This window comes from Nitrospira sp. Vd2 (assembly GCF_979581665.1).
In genome coordinates this window covers 23,848-49,691 of the sequence record NZ_CEFZSK010000005.1, presented here as the reverse complement: position 1 = coordinate 49,691, position 25,844 = coordinate 23,848, and the positions used below count along the sequence as shown (strand labels likewise).

Sequence of the window (25,844 nt, the reverse complement as noted above, 5' to 3'; positions counted from 1 at the left end):
CGGGCTTCACAGCGAAACGGGAATGGCGGGCCTGAGTTTCCACAGAACTTGAGTCGTTGGGAAAACCAACTCGGCATGCCGCTTGCTCACTTATGCACACAAGTGAGGGGACGGTGATGACTCACATGTCTGCTGATTGCTGCGCGAGGAAGATTGTGACATCGAATGCTGCAGTCGTATTGCTCATAGTCGAGGACGATCATGCCATGCGGAGTTTGCTCTGCGATGAACTCTGGGACATGGGGTATCGGATCGTTGAGGCAGCCGATGGCGATGAAGCGCTCCGGCATCTGGAAGAAAGCCGGCCCGATGTGATCCTGACGGATCTCCGCATGCCGGCCGGCGGCTTGGATCATGTGGCGCGGCTCCGCACGTTAGCGCCTGGCGTTCCGATTATCTTGATGACGGCATTCGGCGACGCTCCGACAAGGGCGAGTGCGCTCGAACTCGGCGTAGCCGCCTACTTCGACAAGCCGGTTCGCATCGCAGACTTGAAAGCCGCCATCCGACGCATCCTCCATAAGAATGGAGACGGAACGGGGCCGCTACGCTCGGCATGACGTGAGCGCTCGTAGCGGGTCCAATTGTCGGGTGGAAAAGGATCACGAGATGGCCGGATCTCGCGCACCATTCCGGATTGTCCCCTCTGATGACCCTGCCGTCACTACCCCCCTCGACGGCATGCATCTTCTCGCCGACGGCGTACGGGAAAGGGTCCTGGTCCTCGGCCGCGATCTCACGATTCGCTACGCCAATAAGGCGGCCCTGGACGCCATGCCGGACAAGATCAGGGAATCGGGGTCCGTGACATGCTACGAGGCCTGCCTTGCCCGCGCGGAGGCGTGTAGTCCCTGCCTCGCCACGCAAGCCTTGCATTCGGGCGAGGTCCGTGTCTTTTCAGTCCCGCAGAATAACGCGCCGGTCTGCGGGCTGAAGGAAGTCTTTCCGCTTGTGTCGAGTGAAGGGAACACCACTGCAGTCATGGCGATCTTGGCGGGAATCGACAAGGCGCAAGGACACGGCTTTCTCGGCGCCCGTAGCGAGACCGACGGGCCGAACAGCAGTCGAAACCAGGGCGAGTTGATCGGGCAGAGCCAGCCGATGCGTCATCTCTTCGAAATGATCCGTCTCGTGGCCGACAGCTACGCGACGGTCCTGATCCAAGGAGAAAGCGGCACCGGCAAAGAGTTGGTCGCGAGGACCGTACATCGCTTGAGCCCTCGGCGGGAGCGACCCTTTGTGGTCGTGGACTGTGGAACCTTGCCCCAGACCCTGCTCGAGAGCGAGCTCTTCGGCCATGTCAAAGGTGCCTTTACCGGTGCGGCGGCAGCGAAAAAGGGGCTATTCCAGGTCGCCGCCGGCGGCACGCTGTTCCTCGACGAGATCGGCGACACGACGCCACAGTTTCAAGCCAAGCTCCTGAGGGTCCTGCAGGAGGGGGAAATCAAGCCGGTCGGGGGCACCCGGCCGATCCAGGTCGACGTCCGCATCATTTCGGCGAGCAACAAAGATCTCTTCGAATTGGTGAAGGCAAAGGCATTTCGTGAAGACCTCTACTATCGGCTGGCGGTCTTGCCGCTGCTGCTGCCCCCGCTCCGTGACCGGCGTGAGGATATCCCGCTGTTGGTTCGACACTTTGTCGCGGTCACCTGCGCCCGCCAGCGCCGGCCGATCTGCACGGTGTCTGATGACGCGATGCATCGACTCACCGCTACGTCGTGGCCCGGCAATGTGCGTCAGCTCAAGCATCTGATCGAGCGAGCGATCGTGACGGCACAGCACACCACCTTACGATCAAGAGATTTCTTTGGGACAACCTCCGACGTGGCGAACGACGATCTGCGGAGTGTGGCTCGGAATGCGGTGCGCGCCGCTGAACGAACACGGATCCTCGAAGTCCTCCGACAGACGGCAGGAAGCCGTGTTCGGGCCGCGCGTCTCCTTGGGATCAGCCGAGCGACTCTGTACAACAAACTGAGATCCTATGGCATCGAGGTCACCGAGTGAGGCCGAGAGCCTTACTGTTCCTCCTTCCTCCTGTCCCTTCTCGCCACAGTTTTGCCATTCGGCTGTCTAAAGTCTTAGACACCGTAAGCGTTTGATTCTCTGTATCATCATCATTTCACGGTCACGCCTCTCTTAGTCTGTGGAACTCTGCCTCCCCGCCCTTCCGGGACCTCTCCATCACCCTCGATCCCTAGGTCCTTCAAAGTTCAATTGTTTTTGCTGATCGCCGTCGCCGCGACAATCGGCACATATGTTGCGCTAATAGTCGCAAGCTGGTGAAGGGTGGGACATAGGACCGGCCTCCGTATGACCCTACCCATCGCAAGACGGGACCCTTCACCGGCCCCTTATTAGGAGAGAAAGTGACGAGTGCTGAGTGCTGAGCGACGAACGAGGGGCGTCGCCGTCTCTCACCCTCCGATCAAATAGTGAGGCCATAGGCGCAATTCCATGATCGACGAACTGAAGGCTTTCAGCTCCTCGTTCATTCACTCCTCATTCATCATTGGCATAAAGAAAGGAGGCCATCTGATGAGTAGTCAGTCTCTACAACGCAGGCGCATGGCTCGTGTAGCCATGGGTCTGCAAGTTGCCATACTGGCCGGCAGCCTTGCTGCGTGGCCGGTGGTGGCCGCGGGCCCGGGTGACCAGGATCATCAGGGACATGCAACTCCGACCTCGATGCCGGGCTGGACGCAGGCATTGAAGGGGCAAACCGTCGTGGAAGAGTCCTTGGAAGGTCGAGTGGGTCGCTCGGAGAAAGTCGAATTGCAGCACCATCGGCTCATGCGGCAGATGGAGCAGCAGATGTCCAACGAGGCGCAGGCGCAATGGACGTCCGGCGGCTACAACGGCATGTCGATGATGCACCAGTACATGGGGCAGGACGGGTCCAGCTTCCTGCTGATGTCGGACAACAAGGCTGAGCCGGTGTCGATGAACGGCGGCCGGTGTCCGGCGAACGTGCCGATCAAGCACTACGACGTGTCGATGATCAGCGTCGAGATCACGTTGAACCGATGGCAGGACTACTACCCCGGCTACATGTATATCTTGACGGAGAACATCGACAAGGTCCGTGCGGAGGAGGCGAAGAATAAGGCGGCGCGCGAGAAGGAATGGGATCCGGGCGCCGTGACGACCGGATTGCAAGGGGACATGATCCAGCCCTTGGTCATTCGCGGCAATCAGGGCGATTGCGTCAAGATCACGTTGCGCAATCAGATGAAGGATGAGACCGGCAGCTTGCACATCCAGGCGTCGAGTATGGTCGTGTCCGCGACCGGCAAGGCCGCGACGACCACGAATCCGGATGCGACGCTGGAGCCGGGCAAGACGGTGGAGTTGGAGTGGTATCTGCACCCCGGGATTCAAGAAGGCGTGCGGCAGTTTCACTCGTACAGCAACGATCGGGAATTGACGGTGCTCGGGCTGTTCGGCGCGTTCGTCGTCGAGCCCAAGGGCTCAAAGTACCTCGAGCCGCTGGGAACCGGGTCGGCGACGGAAGCCAAGAGCGGGTGGCAGGTCATGATCGACAACGGGTCGGGACCGGACTTCCGCGAGCACGTGATCTTCTATCACGAGATCGGGGATGAAGCCTTCCGGCCGTTGAACAAGAAGGGCGACTTCCTGCCGCAGCGTGATCCGCTGACCGATGCGTACCGTCCGGGCGGCCGGGCGTTGAACTATCGCAGCGAGCCGTTCGGTATCGACCAGATGCATCTGCAACATGAGTACTTCGGGTTCGAGGATGAATCGTTGGCGTACAGCGCCTATACGTTCGGCGATCCGCCCACGACGATTCCGCGCGCCTACCTCGGCGATCCGGTCAAGTGGCGGATCGTGCACGGCGGCTCCGAAGTGTTCCATTCCCACCACCCGCACGGCGGGTCGATCCGTTGGCCGCGCAGCCCGCGCGCGGTGGATACCGAACTGTGGGCGACCGCCAAAGACGGTCCCGTGAAATACCCCGTGGTCCGGACCAAGACGGATCGCGTGGACGTCGAAGTGATCGGGCCATCTGAAGCGTTGGATCTGGAGAATGAGTGTGGATCGGGTCTCTGCCAGCAGTTGGCGGGCGACTTCCTGTTCCACTGCCACGTCGCGCACCACTACGTGGCAGGCATGTGGGGCTATGGCCGCACGTACAACACGCTGCAGGTCGGCCAATCTCACACCGACACGATGCCGGATCTGCGTGAGCTGCCGGATCGTGCGGGCCGCATGAAGGTCGGCGTGACCTCCGATCAACTGGTCGGGAAGAGCGTCGATTGGTTCGGCAAGATTTTCAAGATCGTGGACAAGGGTCAGAAGACCGACTGGAAGGCCGGCATCGTCAATATCAAGGACTGGGTCGAGATGCAGGTGCCCACGATGGGCAAGCCCGGTCACAAGGATGACGAGCGCGGGCAGATCCTGGCGTACGATGCGACCGTGTGGGACTGGAAGTGGGACGGTAATCGGGCGCTGGGTGAGCGCGAAAGCACCGCCAAGAACCCGAAGTATCCTGCTGCCGCCAAGTGGGACGACAGCACCCGGCCGGCGATTCTGTTCGAGCCGAAGACCGGCAAAGTGTCGTTCCCGCTCGTGAAGCCGCACTTTGGCAAGCGGATCATGTTCCCACCGAATCACAACGGCGCGCCGTGGCTGGAGCAAATCCACCAGGACGCGAACGGCGAGCGGACGGCCGAGCCGGCCCAGCCCGGCGAGCAAGGCCGCTGGAGCCTCTGTCCGGAGAACGCGAACCGGAAGTTCTACAACCTGCACTTCATTCGGCTGCCGATCACACTGTCGAAGGCGCAGGGCAAGGAACCCGCCATCACCGACAAGGATGGCTTGATCTACGTCATTCATGAAGAGGAGCAGGCCATCCGGGCGAATGACGATTTGAAATACCCCGCGGTCATCCGTGCGAACGTGTATGACTGCGTGGACGTACTCCTCACCAGTGAGTGGGATGACGACGACTACACGAACTTCCAGTCGTCGAAGATCAACATCCATCCTCACTTCATGCAGTTCGACAACCAGGCGTCGGACGGCGTGATCAGCGGACTCTCCTACGAGCAGTCCATGCGGCCGTTCACGATGCTGGAGAAGAAAGGCAAGCACGGCTTGCCGGCGCCGATGAACACGGTGTTGACGGAGACAGCCAAGAAGGGCGCGCGCTCGATCACCGTGAAGAACGCGGCGCAGTACCACCTGAATACCGAGTTGCTGATCGGCGCGGACTGTTTGCAGTCGAGCAAGGATGAGAGCAGCGCGATCAAGCGCGATATCTCCTGCTCGGAAGTCGCGCGGATCAAGGAGATCAAGGGCAATACGATTGCGTTGGCCACGCCCTTGAAGTTCGATCATCCGAAGAACGACATCGCCACCGTTGAGTTCGTGCGATACCGATGGTGGGTCGACTCGGACTTGGGGACGGTCTTCTGGCACGACCACGCCTTCGGCGCCACCACGTGGCCGCACGGCGGGTTCGGCAGCGTGATCATCGAGCCCTACGGCTCGACCTACCACGATCCGAAGACCGGCAAGACGGTCTACAGCGGCCCGATCGCCGACATCCATACGACCGAACCGATCGGATACGGCGTGAACGGCAGCTTCCGTGAATTGATGGTGTCCATCCACGACACGGTGCCCCATACCGTGAACACGGTGGAGGCGGGGAATCCGCCCGGACAGCCCATCGAAGTGGCGCTCGAGGCCGGGAAGACGGTGTCGTTCGCGATGCCGGAGAAGATCCTGGCGGCGCCGAACAAGTACATCAACGGCGGGACGCATACGACGGGGAGCGGCTTGAACTTCCGCGCCGAGCCCTTTGCCCAGCGTCTGGCCAACAATCCGGATACCTCCAAGCTGTTCAGCAGCGCGATCCACGGAGATCCCGATACGCCGCTCCTCCGCGCGTACGTCGGGGACACCGTGGTGTTCCGCCTGCTGCACCAGCTCATGAACGAGTCGCACGTCTGGACCATCGCCGGCCATACCTTCCTCACCGAGCGGTATGCCGGGGATGCCAATCGGAAGAACTCGATCCACGTCGGGATCGCCGAGCGGTATGACCTGGTCACCAAGGCGGGCGGCTTCCAAGGCATGCCGGGAGACTACATCCACTTCAACGGCCGAAGCTCCCACTTCGCCGAAGGGGGATGGGGCATCTTCCGCGTGTTGGACAAGCCGGTGGCGGATCTGAAGCCGCTGCCGTCGGGAACAAAGTCCGAGGAGATCCCGGCGGTGCCGAAGTCCGTGTGTCCGGCCGATGCCCCGGTGAAGACGTTCAACGTCGTGGCGTTGGACCGCCCGTTGACCCTGAATCCGAAGGCCCCGGACGCCATCGAGGTGGACTTCGAGCGCAAGATCGAAATGCGCGTGCCGGAAGGCAAGATCTTCGCGCTCGAGGATGAAGCGACCAAGGTGGCCGGAACCGTGATGCCGAACCCGCTCACGCTCCGCGTCAACCTCGGCGACTGCGTCAAGGTCAACCTCAAGAACAAGATGAAGGACAGCCGGGCGTCGTTCTTCGCGCCGGGCTTGGCCTTCGATCCGAAGGACAGTCTGGGCCTGAACGTCGGGAACAATCCCGGCGACCAGACCATCGCCCCGGGTGAAGCGCGGACCTACACCTACTACGCGCATCCTGAGAACAAGGAGACGACGTCGTTGGTGTGGGACGGCGGCAACATCGTGACCAATCCGCGCAACGGCTTGTTCGGCGCGGTCATCGTCGGACCTCGCGGGTCGCTGTATCGCGATCCGGTGACCGGCGAAGACCTGTCGCAGAAGAATGCCTGGCGTGCGGACGTCATCATCGATCGCAGCCTGCCGGAGAACGCGGGCAAGGTGAACTACCGGGACGTCGCCCTCTTCTTCCAGGACGAGGACAACATCATCGGGACGGCGTTCATGCCCTATGTGCAGAACGTCGCCGGGCTGACGGCGGTGAACTACCGCGCGGAACCGTACAAGTTCCGTGAGGAGCAAGGCTGCTCGCTCGGCAAGATCTTCCAGCCGTGCGCGGTGGACAAGCCCGAAGATCCCGTGACGCCGACCATCGAGGCGCACGCCGGTGACCCGGTGCGGATCCACGTGATCGGGGCGAACAGCGAGCAGAACGGCATGTTCGCGGTCGAAGGCCACGAGTGGCCGATCGAACCCTACATGCCGGGTGCCGACATGATCAGCGTCGTGGAGTACGCGGGTTCGGAAACCCTGGACGTCTTCCTCCGCGGCGGAGCGGGCGGCCCGTTCCGTCAGGTCGGAGACTTCCTGTGGTCCAATCAGCGGCTGCCGTACACGCAATCCGGGCAGTGGGGCTACTTCCGAGTGCTGCCGGCCGGCGATCAGCGGATCCTCCCGCTGTCGCAGAACAACATCGGTGCGAAGCGGGCGGAAGTGGAGCCGACGGTGCCGAAAGCCGTGCCGACGGCGATGAAGTAAAGGAGGCGTTGGATTGAGGAAGGGAGGGCAGCTCCAGTTTTGCCAAGATGCGTCGATATCAGGCGGCGCCTGGAGTCGTACTCATGGTCGTGAGCTCCTCTAAGGCCGCGACAAGGTCGCGATGCCGGAGCTCACGACAGCCTTACGGCGAATGGAGAGGCAGTGGCGCCATGGCAAAACCTCCGTGCCCGTCCCTTCCATCCAACGCGATGATTGGAAATAGCGCCGATCGATAGAAAAGAGGGATAGAAAAAAGAAAAGAGGCAGCGTCGGCTTGGTGAGCGGCGCTGCCTCTTTGCTATCGGGCAGCGTTGGTCGTTAGCCGCGAATATGTGCTCCGTGAAACAATTCATGAATGACGATCAACGAATCACGAAGGAGGCCGGGATGTTAACGAGAGGAATGTTGGGAGCGTTGCTGATCGCGGCGCTCAGCGCCTTCCATACGCCAGCCTACGCCTACGAGGAAACGACGGTAACCGACGGCGGGACGCTGAGCGGCACGATCACGCTGAATGGTGTGGTGCCCAAGCCGAAGGGCTACAACCTCGTCACGTTTCCCGATCCGGTCTATTGCGGTCGGGTTTCCGACGGGAACGGATGGCGGTTGCTGCAGTCGTTTCAAGTCGGCGCGCAGCAAGCATTTCAAGGCGTGGTCGTGCTGATCGAGGGTGTCGAGAAGGGTAAGCCCTTTTCGTTCCAGATGCCGCGGATTGAAGCCATCGATTGCATGTTCAAGCCATTCGTCACCATCGTGCGGGATCGCATGCCGGTCGAGGTCGTGAACATGGATCCCGTGATGCACGACATTCAGGCGTACGAGACGTCGGAGCTCGGCCCGCGCGTGCTGTTCAACGTGCCGCTTCCGATGAATGCCTTGCACCCCCGCGAGATGAGTCAGGCGGCCCAATACCACAAGCATCTACCGGGCGAGCCGATGCGGCAGACGGTGAAGATGACGAAAGGGCGGCGCGGCTTCGCGATGCAGTGCGGGTTTCACGCGTATATGGAGAGCTGGGGCTTGGCCATCGACACTCCATATTTCGCTGTCACGGATCAGGACGGCCAATTTAGGATCGACGACATTCCGCCGGGAACCTACAGGATCACGATTTGGCATCCGCGGCTGGGCGAGAAGGAGCAGACGGTGACGATCGAGGCGAACGGCACGGCGCGGTTGGATATCGCCCTCGCTGCGCCGACGGGCCGGCTTTATGCGAATGAGGCGGTCGAGAACCCGCGATTTGGGTTAGGGATTCTTGGGGCGTCGATCATACCGACGTTGGAAAGGCAAAGTTATTAGGCTGCTGAAAATGGCTCTATTTTCACCCGCGCCGCCCCAGGCGCGCCGAGACGCGCCCCTTCCCGGGCTTCGTTCTCGGTCGGCCGTCTCCCTGCGACGTAGCGCCATGGGAAAGGAGCTTTCTCGGCAAGCTCGGGGCGGGTGGGTGAAAACGGTACGGCTCAGTCGCCGGCCTCCCTGCGGCCTCGCTGGACGGCCATTTTAAGCAGCCTCTTGATTACAGAACCTACGCTACAGAACACGACATTGAGATTTGCAGTTGCGGTACTGGCTGGACTGTTGGGCTTTCTGCCGGTCGCCTTTGCCGATCATGAAAAGGTCGTCCGCGCGCCGTGGTGGCCGCAGGTCGAGGCGGAGCGGTTGGCGGCGATGGATGCGCCCGACGGCATGGTTTCCATCCTGGCCGGGTGGTTTCGGATGGGAAGCGATCCACGTGCGGATATCGATGCCGGTCCCCAGGAGACGCCTCAGCGCTGGGTATACCTGGATGCCTACGAGATCGACCGCTATGAGGTCTCCAACGTCCACTATCTGCGGTACGTCTTACGCACCGGCGAGGCGTGGCCGCCGTATTGGAACGAATCGCCGTTTCCCGACAAGATGGCGCTCCATCCCGTGATCGGGGTGAGCTGGGAAGAGGCCGATGCCTACTGCCGGTGGGCCGGCAAGCGGCTGCCGACGGAAGCGGAGTGGGAGAAGGCCGCGCGTGGGAGCGATGCACGGATTTTCCCATGGGGTAACCAACCCGCCGGCTGGGGCCGGAGCAACATCGCGCATCCCGGCTCCAAGCGCGGATTCAAGTATCCGCCGCTCGCGAACGTCGACCGCTACGACCGTGGCCGCAGCGTCTATGGGGTGTATCAGATGGCGGGGAACGTCGCCGAATGGGTGGCGGACTGGTTCGACCCTGAATTCTACCAGTATGGGACGCACTACAACCCCGACGGCCCGGTGGTCGGTGAACAAAAAGTCTTTCGCGGCGGGTCGTGGAACGAAGATCCGGAAGTCGCCCGATCGGCGGGCCGCGGCGCCCGACCGGTGGACCATCGGTCGTACTTGATCGGATTTCGATGCGCGAGGGATGGCGAGCGCCGGTAAGTACTTAAGTAAGTTAGTGCGATACTCAGTTATTTATTTACGCTTACTTGATAAAAAAAGAGGAGGCCATTCATGGAATCGCAACAGGACGGTTGGAGAAACCTCAATCGCATCGTCAACGTTCTCCTCGCCGTGGCGGTGGTGGCCGCGATTGCGACGGCGGCATTCGGACTGGATGTTGCCGACGTGATCACGACCGAGTGGACACCCGAAGGGAAGAAGCTCGCGATGGAGCGGGTGAAGCTGCCCGCGAAGGATGAGATGGTCTTCGTCCCTGCGGGTCCGTTTTTAATGGGCAGTACGAAAAAAGTCGATCGCAACGCCTACCCGTCGGAGTTTCCGCAACGAACCGTGTATCTGGACGCCTTCGAGATCGACAAATACGAGGTGAGCGCACTCCAGTATTTGAAGTTCGTCTTGGCGACCGATCGCAAGCCGTTGGTGGATTGGCGCTACGACGGGGGAAATTTTCAAGAAACGATGACCCACCATCCGGTGATGCACGTCTCTTGGTACGATGCCGACGCGTACTGCCGGTGGGCCGGTAAGCGTTTGCCGACCGAAGCGGAGTGGGAGAAGGCGGCACGCGGCGAGGACGGCCGTGTGAACCCGTGGGGCAATCAGCCGGCCGGGTTGAGCCGGGCCAATTTCGGTCGCACCGGTCTCTCCGGCCCCGTGCGCGATCGTCCGGAGCGGCTCATGCTCTATCCGCCGATCATCGCAGTCGACAAGTATGAGAATGCGGTCAGTCCCTATGGCGTGCATCAAATGATCGGCAACGTCGCCGAATGGGTCGCGGATTGGTATGACAAGGACTATTACCAGGTGGCGCCGGAGCGGAATCCGAAGGGGCCGCTGGCCGGGACGCAACGAGCGTTTCGCGGGGGCGGATGGATGGACAGCACGACGACTATGCGCGCCGCAATGCGGAACGGGGCCGACCCCGAGACGAAGATCAATTGGCTGGGTTTCCGGTGCGCGAGGGATGCTCAACAGGATGCCGGCCAAGGTCAAGCGAAGGTCTTTCAGGCCGCGCCCTAAATCGTGAAGGAGGGGAGGGACATGCAACTCGTCGTCCGCATCCCCCTCCAGCGGCCGGGCGGTTCATCGGCTTCATCAGGGAATTCGATGTCCTTCTCACATTGGAAGCGAAGGACATCAGCAAGCTGCGGGCCGATGAAATCTGGTAAGGGATCGCATCGCCGTGAATGAGGATACAGCGATCGAGGAGGCCGTCCGTAGTTCCGCCTCGTGACGTAGCCATGCACGAGACCGATTCTTGTAGAGAAAGCAACGCCGAGCGACTGAACCGCGACTTCACGATGTGGCCAGCTACATGCTGAGCCCCACGCGGCCGTCATGACGCTCATGTGCTGAGGGCGAACTCAAACAATAATGCGTGTTCGGATCATCTTCTGTGGCGCAGTGATTATCCACATCGGACACCTTCTCTAGGCAGCCGATTTCTGGCGCCTTTGGTCCGCGCGTGGCCGGTGGATCAATGGCAGGGAGCCCACGCAGGTACCAACCCGGTGCGGCCGTCCCCAAAAGGATCGACAAGGGACAGGGGCTGGACCAGCGGGAAAAGCCTTCTGCATTGGTCGCATGGCAAGGGTGGCAAAGAGTGACCTTAAGCGGCCTTTGCCCGCGACTTCACCAATAAATTTTGGCAGGCGGCACCAACCGACGGCGAGCTCACGGAAGCCGTTCAGGACCACGTCTCCGAGGAAGAGGTGGTGATATTCCCGGCCGCGCAGCTCCACGTCGATCTCGGGGAGATCGGCCGGCAGATGCGGCAGCGGGCGGATCACCCTCGTCTCCTCAATGGCGGCGTAGCGACGGATAGCCTGGACAGGACGCAGGTCATCACGGGCGCTCGCTCGTCGGTTCACCGGAGGCCGGGGAAGACGTTCGTAGGGCGTCGAGGGCGGCGAGAATCTCGGCCGGACGCGGCGGACAGCCGGGAATGCGGAGGTCGACCGGCACATGTCGGTCGACCGGTCCGACGACCGCATAGCTCCCTTTGAAGACGCCGCACGTGATGGCACAGTCCCCTAGCGCAATGACGAGTTTGGGATCGGGCGTAGCGTCATAGACGTCCTTCAATGCTCGCCGCATATTGACTGTGACAGGTCCGGTGATCACGAGCGCATCGGCATGACGGGGCGATGCCGCAATCTGGATGCCCAAACGTTCGGCGTCATACACCGGGTTCATCAGTGCATTCATTTCCATTTCGCAGGCGTTACACGAACCGGTGTCTACTTCCCGGATGCCAAGCGACCGGTGAAAGAGCGCCGCTTTGGGATCGGCATCCGGCGGGATCGCGATTGGCGGTGTCCCGGCACCGGGGTACTGCCCGGTCACAACACCCGTCTTGAGGCTCTTTTTGAGAATCCGAAACATACGCTCCTCTCATGCTCGACTACAGATCATTTCCCGCATAGGACAAATTAAAGCTTTTGTTGATCAGCGGAAAATCCGGCACGATATTGCCGATGACCGCCTGTTGAATCGCCGGCCAATTGGCAAACGACGGATCGCGCACTTTGCAGCGCGCAATGCCGCCGCGGCCGTCTGCCATCACCATATAGAGAATCTCGCCGCGCCAACCCTCGACGGCGGACAACGCCCATTCTTCTCCCTCCGCTTGCCTCGTCGCCTCCCCACAGACCGGTCCTGGTTCGATTCGCCGTCGCACTTCCGTTATGACGCGCATCGACTCGTGGATCTCGTCCATACGCACTCGCATCCGTGCCCGCACGTCGCCATAGCGATACACGGCTACGTGAACCGGCACCTCCCCATATGCCGCAAAGGGGCGGTCCCGCCGGACGTCGCGATCAATTCCAGACGCACGAGCGACAACCCCGACGACACCATGGTCCCACGCCGCCCGCTCGGTCAGGATGCCCGTCGTCTCGAGCCGATCGATGAGGGACGCGTTTGCGAACAGGATTCGTTCGATGTCGGCAAATTCCCGTTCAATCACGGTCAGCTCTCGCACGACATCGTTGAGATGCTCTTGAGGCAGGTCTCTCGCTACGCCTCCCACACAATTGACGCCGCGCAGAAACCGAGAGCCGGTCAGGCGGTCATTGATCTGCATGATCCGTTCTTTCAAGCGTCCGCAGTGCGCGTACGCGAGCGTGTACGCCGCGTCGTTACACATCGCGCCGACGTCCCCCAAGTGATTGGAGAGCCGCTCCAACTCGAGGAAGAGTGTCCGTACGTAACGGCCGCGTGGCGGAACGGCGATGCCGAGCAGGTCTTCCACCGCCTGGCAGTACGCGAGCCCATGGCCGAATGTCGTATCGCCGGACACCCGTTCAGCGAGTTCGACTCCTCCTGCCAACGATTGCTGCTCGAACAGTTTCTCCACGCCACGATGCTTATAGAAATGACGCAGTTCGAGCTGCATGATCGGCTCGCCGGCAACCGAAAACCGAAAATGCCCGGGCTCGATGATTCCCGCATGGATCGGTCCAACGGGAATCTCAAAGACGCCCTCGCCCTCAATCTTCCTGAACGTATACTCGCCCTCTTGTCGGGTGAGGGTCGTATTCCATGGGATCGCTTTCCGGAGTGGATGAATGTCCTTCGGCCAATGCTCGTGCCTCACCAGGCGGCGGAGGTCTGGATGCCCCTGCGCGATCAGCCCGAAGAGATCGCGTATCTCGCGCTCATACCATTTCGCGCCGTGGACCTTCGGCGTAATCGAGGGGTAGAACCGATCACCATCTGGTAGGTCAATGCCGACCAGGAGCCAGTCCTTCGAGTCGGCGAGCGTGAAGAGGTAGTAGATGTAGAACTGCTCGGCATGCGGCCGACGATCGACGGCCCACATCATCGAGAGCGTGCCGCGGAGCCGACTGTGAATGTGCTGGGCGATCCCCGTGATCCGGTCCTTCTTGACTCGAACCAACGGGATGCCGCGATAGTCCTCGATGGCGCACGGCCCGTGCTCCTCCAACTGTCCGATCGCCTGTCGCAGCGCCGTCCTCGGCATTACCTCACCAGCACCGCGGTGGCGCGTTCAAGCAAGACGTTAATGGGCTGCGGCAGCGCCAGGCCGAAGACGACCAAGAGCACGCCGATGCCGAGCAACGGCAGATGGCTGAGATTCCATCGCTCGCCCGATGTGACACCGACCCGCGGCGCCCCCCACGCCATCGCCGACAGCCGAGAGACGAATCCGGCAAAGAGCACCACCGCAAAGATCAACAACAGCAGCACGAGACCCAGGCTGCGCACTTCATCGGAGATGGAGAGTGTGATGAATTTTCCGAGATGAATCGTCTCAAAGGCAAAGTTTTGCGTGGAGAGGGCCGAGACGACGAGGAGTTCGCTTGAGAACGGACTGAACGGGGGAACCCCGACGAGCGCGAACCCAGCAACGAAGAGCGCCATCGCGGTCAGCGGCAGTGCCCGCACCAATCCCTGCACCCCGGCAATTTCAAGACTGCCGAAACGCCGGTGAATATTTCCGGCGGCAAAGAACGCCAGCGACTTGGCCAAGGCATGATTCAGCAGATGGAAGAGACCGGCAAATGTTCCGATCAACCCGCCGACTCCGAACCCGATCATTGCCAACCCCATATGTTCGATGCTCGAATAGGCGAACAAGCGCTTATAGTTCTTCTGTAGGAGGATAAACATGGCCGCAACCGCGAACGAGAGCAGCCCGAACAGGACGAGCAGGTTTCCCGTAAACGACACCGGGAGGACTTGATCGACGATCATCTTACTCCGGAGCACGGCGTACACCGCGACGGTCTCGAGCACGCCGGCCAGCATCGCTGCGACGGGGGCCGGGGCCTCGGTATAGGCATCCGGCAACCACGTGTGCATCGGCACCAATCCCACTTTCGTGCCATATCCAATCAGGATGAAGATGAACGCGAGCTTCAGGACGTGCGGGTCCAGTTGCGCGGCGACCCGTTGCAGTTCGCTGATGTTCAAGGCCGTGCTCGCGTCACCCAGCACGTGTACCGATGAGTAATAGGTCAGGACGGTCCCGAACAGCGCCAGGGCAATGCCGACGGAGCACAGGATGAGATACTTCCATCCGGCCTCCAGGGCCTCACGGCGACGGAAGAAGGCAATCAGAAACGTGCTCGCTAATGTCGTTCCCTCCACGGCTACCCACAATACTCCCAGGCTGTTCGCCGCGACGGCCGCGACCATCGCGAGCAAGAACATGTGGAAGAGAAAAAAGAATCGTCCGAGTCGTTTCGCTTCGATAACCCCGGCCGCGACTTGGTCATCCATATAGGTCCACATATAGAGCGAGCAGGCCAGACCGATGGTCGTGATCACGAAGAGCAGGAAGCCGGACAGCGCATCGATGTGGATCAACCCTGAGAACAGGAGGATCGGCCCTTCGGCAAGCACTCGCCGGGTGATCGCCGCGTCGGCTGCGACGAGGGTCATCATCGTGACAAAATTCAACGTGTGCAGAAGCCGGGGCCTCTGCAACACGAGACTCAGGAGCCCGGCGACGCAGGGCGCGATCAGCAACAGCGGGACGACCATCGCCATCGTTTCCTTTACTCCTTTAACGCGCTGAGTTTTGTGATATCGACCGTGTCGAAGGCATCCTGTATCCGGTGGGTATAGATGCCGACGATGAGCCCGCCGACGAGCACATCGAAAAACACTCCCAACTCAACGATCAGCGGCATCCCGTAGGCGGCGGCCGTCGCTCCCAGGAACAGACCGTTCTCCATCACCAGAAAGCCGACGACCTGCGTCACCGCTTTTTTCCTCGCGATCATGGTAAAGAACCCGATCAACACGATGGCCAGGGCAATCGCCAATGAATCACGGGTCAAGAGGGCCCCGAGCGACACAATGGGTCTGGTCAAAAAGAAGGCCAACATCACGAGTCCGCCGCAGATCAACAAAGCCACGGGCACGTTGACGTTCATCACCAGCTCACGCGTCACATTCAGTCGCTCGATGACCTTTTTCAGAATGCGGGGGATCACGATCACTTTGATCGCTACCGTCAACACAGCCGCGAGGTAGATGTGATGGATGCCGGTAAACAACGCGACAATGGCCGCCGTGATGGCGAGGCCCAACGATTGGAGTGCAAACAGGTCCACGCACGCCGATAGGCGGCGCTGCGCGACAATCGCCAGGCTGGTCAACAGCAAGAGCGCCGAGCAGAGATTCACGAGTTGCGAGCCAAGGTGAGGCGTCAGCATTTAGCCACGCAGCGCATAGAAAAACACCACGGCCAACAACGACAAGATAAAGGCCGTCCCGAGCAGGTCCGGGAGACGGAACAGACGCAGCTTAGCGAACATGGATTCGATGACGCCGATCGCCACTGCGAGGACCGCCACCTTGCCGAGGTAGACGATCAGGCCAAGCGCGACCGCGGGGATATCGAGGGTCGTGGCGATCCCCCATGGCGCGAACACGTTGGCGAGCAGCGTCAAGAAGACCAGGAGCTTCATCGCCGCCGCCCACTCGATCAGTGCCAGATAGCGCCCGGAGTATTCGAGGACCATGCCCTCATGGATCATCGTCAGCTCGAGATGCGTCGCCGGGTTGTCGACGGGGACACGACCGGTCTCCGCGAGCGTCACGATGAACATGGCGGCACACGCCATGAGGTGAGCCGGCGGGGCCGCCGTCATGCCGAGGCCGCTCGCCGTCGTCTGCACGATCGTGATGAGATTGGTCGATCCGGCGGTCAGCGCGATTGCAAACATCGAGAGGATCATCGCGGGCTCGGTGAGGGTCGTGACGATCGCTTCCCGGCTGCTCCCCATCCCTCCGAATGCCGATCCGGCGTCGAGACCCGCGAGGATTAACACGAACGTCCCGATCGCGAGCAAGTAGGCGAGCGCAATGATGTTCCCCGCAAAATTCAGCGGCGTGCGTGAGACAAAGACGGGCACGAGGAGACCCGCCGCCAGCGTCGCGGCAAACACCACATACGGCGTCGTCGTGAAGATCCAGGAGGCGGTCGTTGAGATCACGGGCTGTTTGCGGAATAACTTGAACAGATCTGCATACGGTTGAGACAGGGTCGGTCCTTGACGGCACTGCAGTCTCGCCTTGGTCTTTCTGATCAGGCCGACGATGAACGGGGAGACGACGAGCAGCACGAGGACTTGGAGCACGACGACGATGATGGACGGCAGCATTCCTCCGGGTCCTTATTCACCCACCGACGAGCAACAGGGCCACGATCGTGACGAAGATATAGGTGAGGTAGACGTGCAGGCTCCCCGCCTGGAGCGGACGAAGACGGTCCGCCGCCGCGGCACATGCCCGCTGGATCGGTTCGTACAGATAGGTCTGAAAGACCGGTTCGATGTGAAACTCAAATCGTCTCCGCTTGGCAACGTAGTGCGACTCTTCGAGCAACTCGGTTTCCAGCTTCACCGTCGGTCGATAGATCAAGCTGAAGACTTGTCGGATCGGCTGCACGAATCCGGCAGCGGTGTATTCCATGCGGGGTGACAGTCTGAGGCCGCATGCCCACGTTCGAGAGTATCGCCGCTTCAGCCGTCCTCCGATGACGACCGTGAGCAGCAGCGCCAAGCCGCCGGCCAAGATGAGCATGAGCGCCAACACGGGTGGCGACACGCTGGAAAACGAGACGTTCGCCGGCGCAACGGCCCACCCGTCGAATGCGAGAATCTTTTTGGCGATTGCGACACCCACGAACGGGGCGGCCGCGCGGTCCAAGACGGAAAGAACGAGCATCGGTGCCAGCCCGAGCGCCAGACACAGGACGGCGAGGCTCACCATCCCGATCCGCATCGAGAACGGCGCCTCTTGCGCGGTGTGGCTGTGACGACTACGCGGTAAGGCGAGGAACGACAGGCCGAAGGCTTTCGCGAAACACGCCAAGGCGAGGGCCGCCGTCAGGGCGAGGGCGGCCGCACTAATCGGAAGCAACAGCTTGAGGAGGAGGTCCGGCAGCTGTGCACTCAAAAAGAGGGATTGAAAGATTAGCCACTCACTGATGAAGCCGTTCGTCGGCGGCAGCGCGATGATCGAGACGGTCCCCATGAGAAAGCATGCGCCTGTCCACGGCATGCGGCGCAGTAAGCCACCGTACGCCTCGATGTTTCGGGTCCCCGTGGCCGCCAGCAGCGAGCCGGCCCCGAGAAACAGCAACGCCTTGAACACCGCATGATTGATCGTGTGGTAGAGGGCGGCAACGAGCCCGAGGGCGGCCAATTCCATGAATCCATACGAGAAAAAGATCATGCCGGCGCCCAGTCCCAGCAAAATGATCCCGATGTTTTCGACGCTATGGAAGGCGAGGAGGCTCTTCAGGTCATGTTCCATGAGCGCATACATGACACCGAGCAAGGCCGAAACCCCGCCGATGACCAAGATGACCGCACCCCACCACCAGGGAAACGGTCCGCCGAGAAAATCGAAATATACGCGGATCAAGCCGTAGATCGCCGTCTTGATCATCACACCGGACATCAACGCCGACACGTGGGACGGCGCCGCCGGATGCGCGTACGGCAACCACACATGCAAGGGGACAATGCCGGCTTTGGCACCAAAACCGAGGAGTGCGGTCATGAATACCAGAGTGCGCAATCCCTCGGAGAGCGGCTGATCGAGCTGCCGGAACGCGCTAAACGAGAACGAGCCGGTGCCTTGAAAGAAAATTAGGAACGTCACGATGATGAACGCGGTCCCGAGGTGGGCCATGACGAGATAAAACAGGCCGGCGTATCGCGTCTCTGGTTTTTCGTGGTCGGCGATGACCAGGAAATACGACAGCAGAGACATCGCCTCCCAGACCATCAAGAAGAAAAAGCCGTTATCGGCGAGCACGACTAGGGTCATGGCCAGCAAGAAGCCGTTGTAGAGCCCGCCGAGCGTGGCCGCGGAGAATTGCGAATGGGCGTGCCGGGCATAGCTTAGCGCATAGATCGACACGGCGAGGCCGACACCGGAGATCATGATGAGAAAGACAGAAGCCAGCGTGTCGATCCGGACCGCGAACGTCAAATACGGCAACGTTGACGGCAGCGAGAGAAGCAACGGGGATGGGGCCGCCGAGCCAAGTGCGGCCAGGATGACCCCGAGAAGACACCCGAGCGCAGCGGAGCCGTAGGCGCAGAGGCTCTGGCGCGAGGGCCGTTGAACAGACAGCGGGCTGACGATGCCCAGGAGATAGGTGCATACCACCGCCGTCAGCAGGACGGTCACCGCTCCTCCTGTGCCAAATACCGTGGTAGGAACTGAACAAGGGCCCCTGAGAGGGTGGACACTAGCCGTGTCACGGGTTGTGACGGAGAGAGGGCACGCTGTCGAAGAGCGTTATACACCATGCACTTTTCTGTACAGGGCGCATGGTATCAGAAAGAAATCGGATGCGCTAGAACCTATCTCAAAATCATCTATATCGGGAAAGAGCAGTCGGAACGGGGGCAATGGCTCCGCTTGAAGACAGAGCAGCGTGGACCGCTCGGACGCTCAGCGACGACCTGGCGCCTGAACTCGGTGCGTCCGAGCTGCGTTGAACGCACCTTCGGACAGCAGGCGCCACCGGGACGCCGCCGCCTCGCTGAGCGGGTCGCCGCGCCGCTCTGATGCGCTCTGCCACTGCTCCCGTTCCGACTGCGGGAAAGGTGATAGGTTCTAGTCGCGAGATAGTTGAAAGTGGGTATGGTGGCACCAAGGCCGGTCTCGTTCAAAGAAGCAGTTTCAGGTGATGTCCGGTATGGACCCCACCCGAATCCGTGCATCGACGATGCGGCAACCCTGACCGGGCGCGAGCGCGAAGATTGGATTGAGATCGAGCTCGACGATCTCGTGAATCTCTTCCACCAGGCGCGAAATGCGGAGCAGCACCTCTTCAAGAGCGGCAATGTCTGCGGGCGGATGACCGCGGTAGCCTTCGAGCAACCGGTACCCGCGGATCTCGCGGATCATCTCCTGGGCATCGCGATCCGTCAGCGGTGCGATCCGGAAACGGACGTCGCCGAGGATCTCGACGTGGATCCCGCCGAGCCCGAACGCGACCAGCGGCCCAAACAACGGATCGTGCGTCATGCCGACCATGACTTCGACGCCACCCCTGATCATCGGCTGTACCAAGACTCCCTCCATCGCCTCCAGCCGTCCATCGGTGGCTAACCGATCCCGAATCGCCGTAAAGGCGTGCCGAACCGCTGATGCATCTTCCAAATTGAGGTGAACGCCTGCAACCTCCGTCTTGTGGACGATTCGGTGCGACGCCAACTTGATGGCGACGGGAAAGCCCACGCGCTCGGCTGTCTGGATCGCCTCGTCAACCGTTGTGGCGATCCCGACCGGAACCAGCGGGAGCTTCATCGCCTCGAGCACGCGCCGTGTCTCTTCCGTGGTCAGCCACCCGCCGTTGCGCCGTGCGACGGCATTCGTACACACGGCCCGCGCCCGTTGCCAGTCGACATCGTCGAAATCCACGATGACGCCGGGTGGCCGTTGCCGCCACTCGGCGTAACGGACCGCTTTCCCCAGTACGCGAGCCGGTGTCTCCGGTAGGGAATAGGTGGGGATCGTCTCTCCGTCGAGGGCAAAGGTGCGATCGCAGTCGCCTTCGACCATCCAACAGAGCAGAACCGGCTTGTCCTTCGCCGTCGCGCGGGTGTTTCGGATGCCTTGCATGATGCCGTCGGCAATTCCCGTTGTATCGGTGATGTTCACGGAGACATAGAGCACGATGAGGGCGTCGATCTCCGCGTCCGAAAGCACCGCGGTGATTGTCCGCCGATAGTGCTCGCCTGTGGCCGACGCGATCAGGTCGACCGGATTGTTCACGGCGGATGTCGGCGGCAGGAAGGTCATCAAATGCGCCTTCGTCTGCTCGGACAACTCCGGCACGAGCAGGCCTGCCGACTCGCAGGCGTCGGCGCAGAGAATCGCAGGACCTCCGGCATTCGTGATGATGCCCACGCGCCGGCCCTTGGGAAGCGGCTGATTGGAGAGGGCCGTCGCAAGCGCGAACATGTCGTCCAAGGTCTCGGAGCGGATCACGCCGGTCTGCTCAAACAGGGCCTCAACCGCGACATCGCTCCCCGCCAGCGCCGCCGTATGCGATCCTGCGGCTCGACGGCCGGCCTGCGACCTACCGGCTTTGACGGCGACGATCGGTTTGCGGGCACTGACCCGTCGGGCAATGCGGGCAAAGCGCCGCGGATTGCCGAACGACTCTAAATAGAGGAGGATCACGTCGGTTTGTGGGTCTTCTTCCCAATATTGCAGGAGGTCGTTGCCCGACACGTCGGCCTTGTTGCCGACACTCACGAACGTCGACATGCCGAGATTCAGGCGCCGGGCCGCGCCGAGGAGCGCAAGCCCAAGCGCCCCGCTTTGCGACGACATGGCCACGCGGCCGGCAGGGGGAAAGGTCGAGCTGAACGTGGCATTCAGGCGGACATGGGGATCGGTATTCACGATCCCAAAACAATTTGGCCCGACGATCCGCATGCCCGCCTGCTGCACCATCGTGACGAGGCGTTGCTGAAGCCGGCGGCCCTCCTCACCGACCTCGGCGAAACCCGCCGTGATGACGACGAGCGCGCGGACGCCTTTGGCGGCACAGTCAGGGACCACCTCAAGGACGACCTTCGGCGGGACTGCGATCACGGCTAGGTCGACCGCCTCGGGAATATGTTTTACCGACGGGTAGGCCCGAAGACCACGAAGTGAGGCGGCGTAAGGATTGACGGGATAGACGGGGCCGACGAAGCCATTCGTGACCAACGCCTCGACGAGCCGGGACCCGATGCTCGAGGGATCGCGCGACGCTCCGATCACCGCCACCGAACGGGGGTGAAAAAACGGCCGCAACGAGGCCGAGGCCGCGATACGTTCGCGAATTTCGGAGCGCGCCACCGTCGCCTTGGTCGGCACCAACGATAATTCCACTTCCATCTCGCCATCCTCCAGATGCTCGTGCATCTCGAATCCGGATTCACGGAACACCTCGCGCATGGCGAGATTGTCGGCATGCGTCACTGCCCAGAGGCGGGCGAACCCGGCGCGGACGGCCAGCAGGGCTAGGCGCTCGACCAGCAGGGTTCCCACCCCTTTCCCGTGATACGCATCATCCACCGCCAACGCGACTTCGGCGGTTGTTTCGTCCCTTCTGAAATAGGATCCGGCGGCGATCACGTCTGGGGTATCTGACTGCGATCGGAAGACGAGCAGTGTGAGGCACGAACCGGGAGTCGACCCGTCGCACATGCGCGTCAGGTCTGTGTCCGAGGGCCCGGATGCCGAGAAGAATCGATGGCGGCGAGACTCGGGAGAAAGCCGAACGATGAACCGGTGGAGGGCCGGAAGATCGCCGGGCCGAGCGAGTCGAATCGCAGCGGTGGTCCCGTCACGGAGGATCAAATACCCGGACTCGATCCCTTGATCCGAGGAGGGAACGATGTAAAGAGGGCGGATAGGGGCCACCGTGTCTCCTCACGAGGAACTGCGGCCGAAGGCCATGGCGGGTCGCAGATTGCGCAAAATTGCTCTTTCGGGACGCGGTTGAGAGCAGTCCGATCGGCACCGCCGTGCCGCCTTGAACGGCGCTCTGTCAGAGCCATCCCATATCATCCTCCTCGGTCATCGTGATCAACTCAGCGTCGTCGACCCGGTTCGCGTGACCTTCTTGGGCGACCTTGCGCACCTCGCGCTCGGCCGTAAGCCAATCGTCGAGTTCATGTCCTGGCTCTCGGCCTCGTTGCTCATACAGCTCATAGGCACGCTTCGCAATTCGTTCCTGAAGCAGTTGGCCCGAGACGTCATTGAAGACCCGAGGAGAAGAACCTTGCGCGAAGTTGGAAGTCGGCTCCTTGATTTTCGTGGATCCCGCCCGACGACTTTCCCGCTTCCGTCCTGCTGCTGTTGCCATGGTGCACCTCGCCCGTCCAATGGTTAGCCTCTTTCTCTCCCAAGATCGGTGCCACACATAGCCCCAAAGGCGTCGGGATTCTAGAGCTTATCTCAAAATCGTTTCGTCGTCTTCCGGTGATCAACGCCACGACCGGTTGGTACCTGGTGCGTCACGCCCGTCGGTTGTTCGATCCGCGGTTCCTGTCGCGCGAAGGACTAGACCATTCGAATGGAAGGCAAAAGGCGAGCTTTGCCTGCCGCAAAATGCAACAGATGAAGAGGCTTTCGTGGGGAATCCTTCTACAGTGAGAAGCCGAAGCTAAGGTCACGAATCAAGCAAGCGATAAGGGGCGGTGAGAAAGGCGCCTCTCATCGCAAACTGATCACGTGATCCGCGAACGCCAATGTGGCTCCCGACTTGCAGCAGCTCTTCGCATGCCCTTTCGATCGGCGCTGCTCGTCTGGCTGCTGGCTCTCTCCATGGGGCTGACTGTCGGCGTCGGCCTTTATACCTTCGTCTACGCTCGGGGCGCCTCCTATCTCACAGATGATCCCAAAGCCTGCGTCAACTGTCATGTGATGCGCAACGAATATGACGGATGGGTCAAAGCCAGCCACCGACAAGCAGCCGTGTGCAACGACTGCCATACACCGGACGGCATCGTGCCGAAATATGCCTCGAAAGCCTATAACGGTTTTCTCCATTCGGTGGCCTTCACAAGCGGGCATGTTCCTGACGCGATCCAGTTGAAGCCCTATACCCGCGCGATCACCGACCACGCTTGCTTGAAATGTCATGCGGACATCGTCGAAGCCCTCCGCGTCGATAGGGGTCAAGAACTGTCTTGTCTTCGTTGTCATCGGAACGTAGGGCATCAATGACAGGTCACGGGACGGGGGAGGCAGCATGAACGGGAGCGGACCATCGACACGGACGTTGATTGTCGCAGTCGTCGTGACGGCGATTGGCGCCTTTGCGGTTACTGCCCTGTTGATCAATATCTTCCAGCGCGAACAGGAGAGCAAGCACACCTTTTTTCGCGTGGTCGCACTCAACGATCGGATCGATGACCCGGCGGTGTGGGGCAAAAATTTCCCGTTTCAATATGACGCGTATCTGCGGACGGTCGATCAAGTTCGGACGCGATACGGGGGGAGTGAAGCGATCCCTCGGACGCCGACCAATGTCGATCCGCGCTCCGTGGTCGCCCAGTCGAAGCTGGAAGCCGATCCTCGGCTCAAGACGATCTGGGCCGGCTATGCGTTTGCCCGCGATTTTCGCGAAGACCGCGGGCATGCGTATATGCTGGACGACCAAACCTATACCGAGCGACAAATCGCCGTGAAGCAGCCCGGCACCTGTTTACAGTGCCACGCGTCCGTGTACACGGCGATGATGGACTTGGGCAATGGCGACGTGCTGAAGGGATTCGAGAAGATGAACGGGCTGCCGTATGCGGACGCCCGTAAGCTCGTCAAGCATCCGGTCTCCTGTATTGACTGTCACGCCCCCGACACGATGCAACTTCGCATTACACGGCCTGCCTTCATCGAAGGGATTCGCGCTCTAAAGGCGCGTGATGGGATTGAAAACTACGACGTCAATACGATGGCGACACGCCAAGAACTGCGGGCCTTTGTCTGCGCGCAATGCCACGTCGAGTACTACTTCAAAGGGACCGAGAAACGCCTGACATTCCCCTGGGCCAACGGTCTGCATGCGGACGACATCCTCGCGTACTACGAGGCCACGCAGGTTAAAGATTGGGTGCATGCGGATACCGGCGCGCCGCTATTGAAAGCGCAACACCCGGAGTTTGAGATGTGGAGCCAAGGCATCCATGCGCGATCCGGCGTGGCGTGCGCCGATTGCCATATGCCGTATAAGCGTGAAGGCGGGATGAAGATTAGCGACCATCATGTCAGAAGTCCGTTACTGAACATCAATCGGGCGTGCCAGACCTGTCACAAATGGCCGGAGGCAGAGCTCAAAGCTCGCGTCGAAATGATTCAAGATCGCACGTTCGAGGTGAGAAACCGTGCGATGGATGCGTTGGTTGCCCTGATCGGTGACCTCAAAGCCGCGCGCGAGACGGGAGCATCGAGCGAGCAACTTGCCCGTGCCCAGGCGTTTCACCGCCAAGGACAATTCCTGTTTGATTTCGTCGAAGCGGAAAACAGCACGGGCTTTCACGCTCCACAAGAGGCGGCACGCATACTGGGTCAGGCGATCGATCTGGTGCGCCAGGGCCAGCTGAGCCTTCGGGGTCGATGAAAGGCGATGACCAAGGTCCTCAACGTCTCCGAGAGAAGCGCGCTACATGGTACCCCCGAGCACCAAGAGCAGGAAAAGGGCGTAGACGACGCCGAAGAACAGCGGAAAACTGATTTCTCGGCGAGCCCACCACTGACGGTGTTGCCGCACGGCCCAGTTGAGCTCGAACACCGACGGATCATTCCCGGCGTCGTGAAGGGGCTCGTGGCGATCACGAAATCGGAACAGTTGAGGAACAGCCCCATTTCATCCGAAGCGCATCGACGTTCGATGCGGCGGAGCTGCCACTCCCAAAGGGCGTTTTGGGCGGAAAAGCGGCCTAACACGATGGCCATTTGAAGCGCCATGAGAATTCCGAAGAGGCACAGGATGACGATCAGAAGCGTCAGCGCCGACGTGACGGCAGGCCGAGCGAGCAAGAAGCCGATGGCCGCGACAAAAATTGAATTGGCCGTCAAATAATCGGACAGCAAGCTATGGTAATCCCGGATCCCCGATGTCCACAGTGTAATCAAGTGCGCATAGCGCTGGGTGCTGGAGAATTATCTGACTGATGCTCGGGTGCCATCTTCATCGGGTCCAGGGCGGTATAGTTGATTCCTCTCTTCATGATCGGAAGCCCGGCCGTGCTTTGGTGTCTCTTTTGCGCGAAGGACGTTCAGATAGCCCAAGAGATCTTCAATCTCTTGTCTTTCAAGTCCGTGATGTGGGGACATCGCTGTCCCTCGATGTCCTTCTTTGATAATTTCAAATCGCTCGGCGTCATTCCGCGCCCTCAGGCTTTTGATCGCCGAGCCCACGTGGCGTTACTGCCCCATGCCTGAGATCATCCGTTGATCCGAGCGGCTAC

Annotated in this window: 17 protein-coding genes; 9 read left to right on the top strand and 8 right to left on the bottom strand. The window is 60.9% G+C overall.

Annotated elements, in window-relative coordinates; genetic code table 11:
* Positions 1–92: 92 nt before the first annotated feature.
* The 6 genes from AC1U7K_RS02845 to AC1U7K_RS02820 all read left to right on the top strand — a co-directional run bounded on the left by AC1U7K_RS02845 (position 93) and on the right by AC1U7K_RS02820 (position 10,890).
* Entirely contained in the window at positions 93–560 is a 468-nt protein-coding gene (locus tag AC1U7K_RS02845) for a response regulator (RefSeq protein WP_480249284.1), read from the top strand.
* Positions 561–609: 49 nt separating this feature from the next.
* The gene (locus AC1U7K_RS02840; RefSeq protein WP_480249283.1) at positions 610–2,007 is read left to right on the top strand and encodes a sigma-54 interaction domain-containing protein; all 1,398 of its coding nucleotides are present in this window, start codon (positions 610–612) and stop codon (positions 2,005–2,007) included.
* 531 nt (positions 2,008–2,538) lie between these two features.
* Positions 2,539–7,449, top strand: coding sequence for a hypothetical protein (locus AC1U7K_RS02835; RefSeq protein ID WP_480249282.1), 4,911 nt, complete (start codon positions 2,539–2,541; stop codon positions 7,447–7,449).
* A gap of 387 nt (positions 7,450–7,836) precedes the next feature.
* A complete protein-coding gene (locus AC1U7K_RS02830) occupies positions 7,837–8,751 on the top strand; it encodes a carboxypeptidase-like regulatory domain-containing protein (RefSeq protein WP_480249281.1) in 915 nt (304 codons plus the stop codon).
* Positions 8,752–8,964: 213 nt separating this feature from the next.
* Positions 8,965–9,849, top strand: coding sequence for a formylglycine-generating enzyme family protein (locus tag AC1U7K_RS02825; protein WP_480249280.1), 885 nt, complete (start codon positions 8,965–8,967; stop codon positions 9,847–9,849).
* A gap of 72 nt (positions 9,850–9,921) precedes the next feature.
* Positions 9,922–10,890, top strand: a complete 969-nt coding sequence (locus AC1U7K_RS02820; protein WP_480249279.1) for a formylglycine-generating enzyme family protein — start codon at positions 9,922–9,924, stop codon at positions 10,888–10,890.
* Between the two features lie 825 nt (positions 10,891–11,715).
* Here the strand turns inward: AC1U7K_RS02820 and AC1U7K_RS02815 are convergent.
* From AC1U7K_RS02815 to AC1U7K_RS02780, 8 genes are all read right to left on the bottom strand, one after another.
* Complete coding sequence (locus AC1U7K_RS02815) at positions 11,716–12,255, bottom strand: NADH-quinone oxidoreductase subunit B family protein (RefSeq protein WP_480249278.1); 540 nt, start codon at positions 12,253–12,255, stop codon at positions 11,716–11,718.
* 19 nt (positions 12,256–12,274) lie between these two features.
* A complete protein-coding gene (locus AC1U7K_RS02810; RefSeq protein WP_480249277.1) occupies positions 12,275–13,858 on the bottom strand; it encodes a hydrogenase large subunit in 1,584 nt (527 codons plus the stop codon).
* Positions 13,858–15,390, bottom strand: coding sequence for a hydrogenase 4 subunit F (locus AC1U7K_RS02805; RefSeq protein WP_480249276.1), 1,533 nt, complete (start codon positions 15,388–15,390; stop codon positions 13,858–13,860). The genes AC1U7K_RS02810 and AC1U7K_RS02805 overlap by 1 nt, the downstream gene beginning before the upstream one ends.
* Before the next feature lie 8 nt (positions 15,391–15,398).
* A complete protein-coding gene (locus AC1U7K_RS02800) occupies positions 15,399–16,061 on the bottom strand; it encodes a hydrogenase (RefSeq protein WP_480249275.1) in 663 nt (220 codons plus the stop codon).
* Positions 16,062–17,012 (bottom strand): respiratory chain complex I subunit 1 family protein, encoded by a 951-nt coding sequence (locus AC1U7K_RS02795; protein WP_480249274.1) that lies wholly within the window; start codon positions 17,010–17,012, stop codon positions 16,062–16,064.
* A gap of 16 nt (positions 17,013–17,028) precedes the next feature.
* Positions 17,029–19,053, bottom strand: coding sequence for a hydrogenase 4 subunit B (gene hyfB, locus AC1U7K_RS02790; protein ID WP_480249273.1), 2,025 nt, complete (start codon positions 19,051–19,053; stop codon positions 17,029–17,031).
* A gap of 498 nt (positions 19,054–19,551) precedes the next feature.
* Complete coding sequence (locus AC1U7K_RS02785; RefSeq protein WP_480249272.1) at positions 19,552–22,293, bottom strand: bifunctional acetate--CoA ligase family protein/GNAT family N-acetyltransferase; 2,742 nt, start codon at positions 22,291–22,293, stop codon at positions 19,552–19,554.
* 127 nt (positions 22,294–22,420) lie between these two features.
* On the bottom strand, positions 22,421–22,738 hold the full coding sequence (locus AC1U7K_RS02780) for a DUF2934 domain-containing protein (RefSeq protein WP_480249271.1): 318 nt from the start codon (positions 22,736–22,738) through the stop codon (positions 22,421–22,423).
* 416 nt (positions 22,739–23,154) lie between these two features.
* Here AC1U7K_RS02780 and nrfH point away from each other — a divergent pair, with 416 nt between their 5' ends.
* From nrfH to AC1U7K_RS02765, 3 genes are read left to right on the top strand one after another with little or no spacing between them, the layout of a single operon-like run.
* A complete protein-coding gene (gene nrfH / locus AC1U7K_RS02775; protein ID WP_480249270.1) occupies positions 23,155–23,601 on the top strand; it encodes a cytochrome c nitrite reductase small subunit in 447 nt (148 codons plus the stop codon).
* Positions 23,602–23,626: 25 nt separating this feature from the next.
* Positions 23,627–24,994, top strand: coding sequence for an ammonia-forming cytochrome c nitrite reductase subunit c552 (locus AC1U7K_RS02770; RefSeq protein WP_480249269.1), 1,368 nt, complete (start codon positions 23,627–23,629; stop codon positions 24,992–24,994).
* Between the two features lie 6 nt (positions 24,995–25,000).
* Positions 25,001–25,333 carry a hypothetical protein gene (locus AC1U7K_RS02765; RefSeq protein WP_480249268.1) on the top strand — a complete coding sequence of 111 codons (333 nt, stop codon included), beginning with the start codon at positions 25,001–25,003 and terminating at the stop codon, positions 25,331–25,333.
* Positions 25,334–25,844: the final 511 nt, after the last annotated feature.

What these genes read in the sequence shown, in the direction of transcription:
- AC1U7K_RS02845 (WP_480249284.1), top strand. Translation starts at nt 93, where the DNA reads ATGCACACAAGTGAGGGGACGGTGATGACTCACATGTCTGCTGATTGC.
- AC1U7K_RS02840 (WP_480249283.1), top strand. Translation starts at nt 610, where the DNA reads ATGGCCGGATCTCGCGCACCATTCCGGATTGTCCCCTCTGATGACCCT.
- AC1U7K_RS02835 (WP_480249282.1), top strand. Translation starts at nt 2,539, where the DNA reads ATGAGTAGTCAGTCTCTACAACGCAGGCGCATGGCTCGTGTAGCCATG.
- AC1U7K_RS02830 (WP_480249281.1), top strand. Translation starts at nt 7,837, where the DNA reads ATGTTAACGAGAGGAATGTTGGGAGCGTTGCTGATCGCGGCGCTCAGC.
- AC1U7K_RS02820 (WP_480249279.1), top strand. Translation starts at nt 9,922, where the DNA reads ATGGAATCGCAACAGGACGGTTGGAGAAACCTCAATCGCATCGTCAAC.
- AC1U7K_RS02815 (WP_480249278.1), bottom strand. Translation starts at nt 12,255, where the DNA reads ATGTTTCGGATTCTCAAAAAGAGCCTCAAGACGGGTGTTGTGACCGGG.
- AC1U7K_RS02810 (WP_480249277.1), bottom strand. Translation starts at nt 13,858, where the DNA reads ATGCCGAGGACGGCGCTGCGACAGGCGATCGGACAGTTGGAGGAGCAC.
- AC1U7K_RS02805 (WP_480249276.1), bottom strand. Translation starts at nt 15,390, where the DNA reads ATGGCGATGGTCGTCCCGCTGTTGCTGATCGCGCCCTGCGTCGCCGGG.
- AC1U7K_RS02800 (WP_480249275.1), bottom strand. Translation starts at nt 16,061, where the DNA reads ATGCTGACGCCTCACCTTGGCTCGCAACTCGTGAATCTCTGCTCGGCG.
- AC1U7K_RS02795 (WP_480249274.1), bottom strand. Translation starts at nt 17,012, where the DNA reads ATGCTGCCGTCCATCATCGTCGTCGTGCTCCAAGTCCTCGTGCTGCTC.
- AC1U7K_RS02780 (WP_480249271.1), bottom strand. Translation starts at nt 22,738, where the DNA reads ATGGCAACAGCAGCAGGACGGAAGCGGGAAAGTCGTCGGGCGGGATCC.
- nrfH (WP_480249270.1), top strand. Translation starts at nt 23,155, where the DNA reads ATGCCCTTTCGATCGGCGCTGCTCGTCTGGCTGCTGGCTCTCTCCATG.
- AC1U7K_RS02770 (WP_480249269.1), top strand. Translation starts at nt 23,627, where the DNA reads ATGAACGGGAGCGGACCATCGACACGGACGTTGATTGTCGCAGTCGTC.
- AC1U7K_RS02765 (WP_480249268.1), top strand. Translation starts at nt 25,001, where the DNA reads ATGACCAAGGTCCTCAACGTCTCCGAGAGAAGCGCGCTACATGGTACC.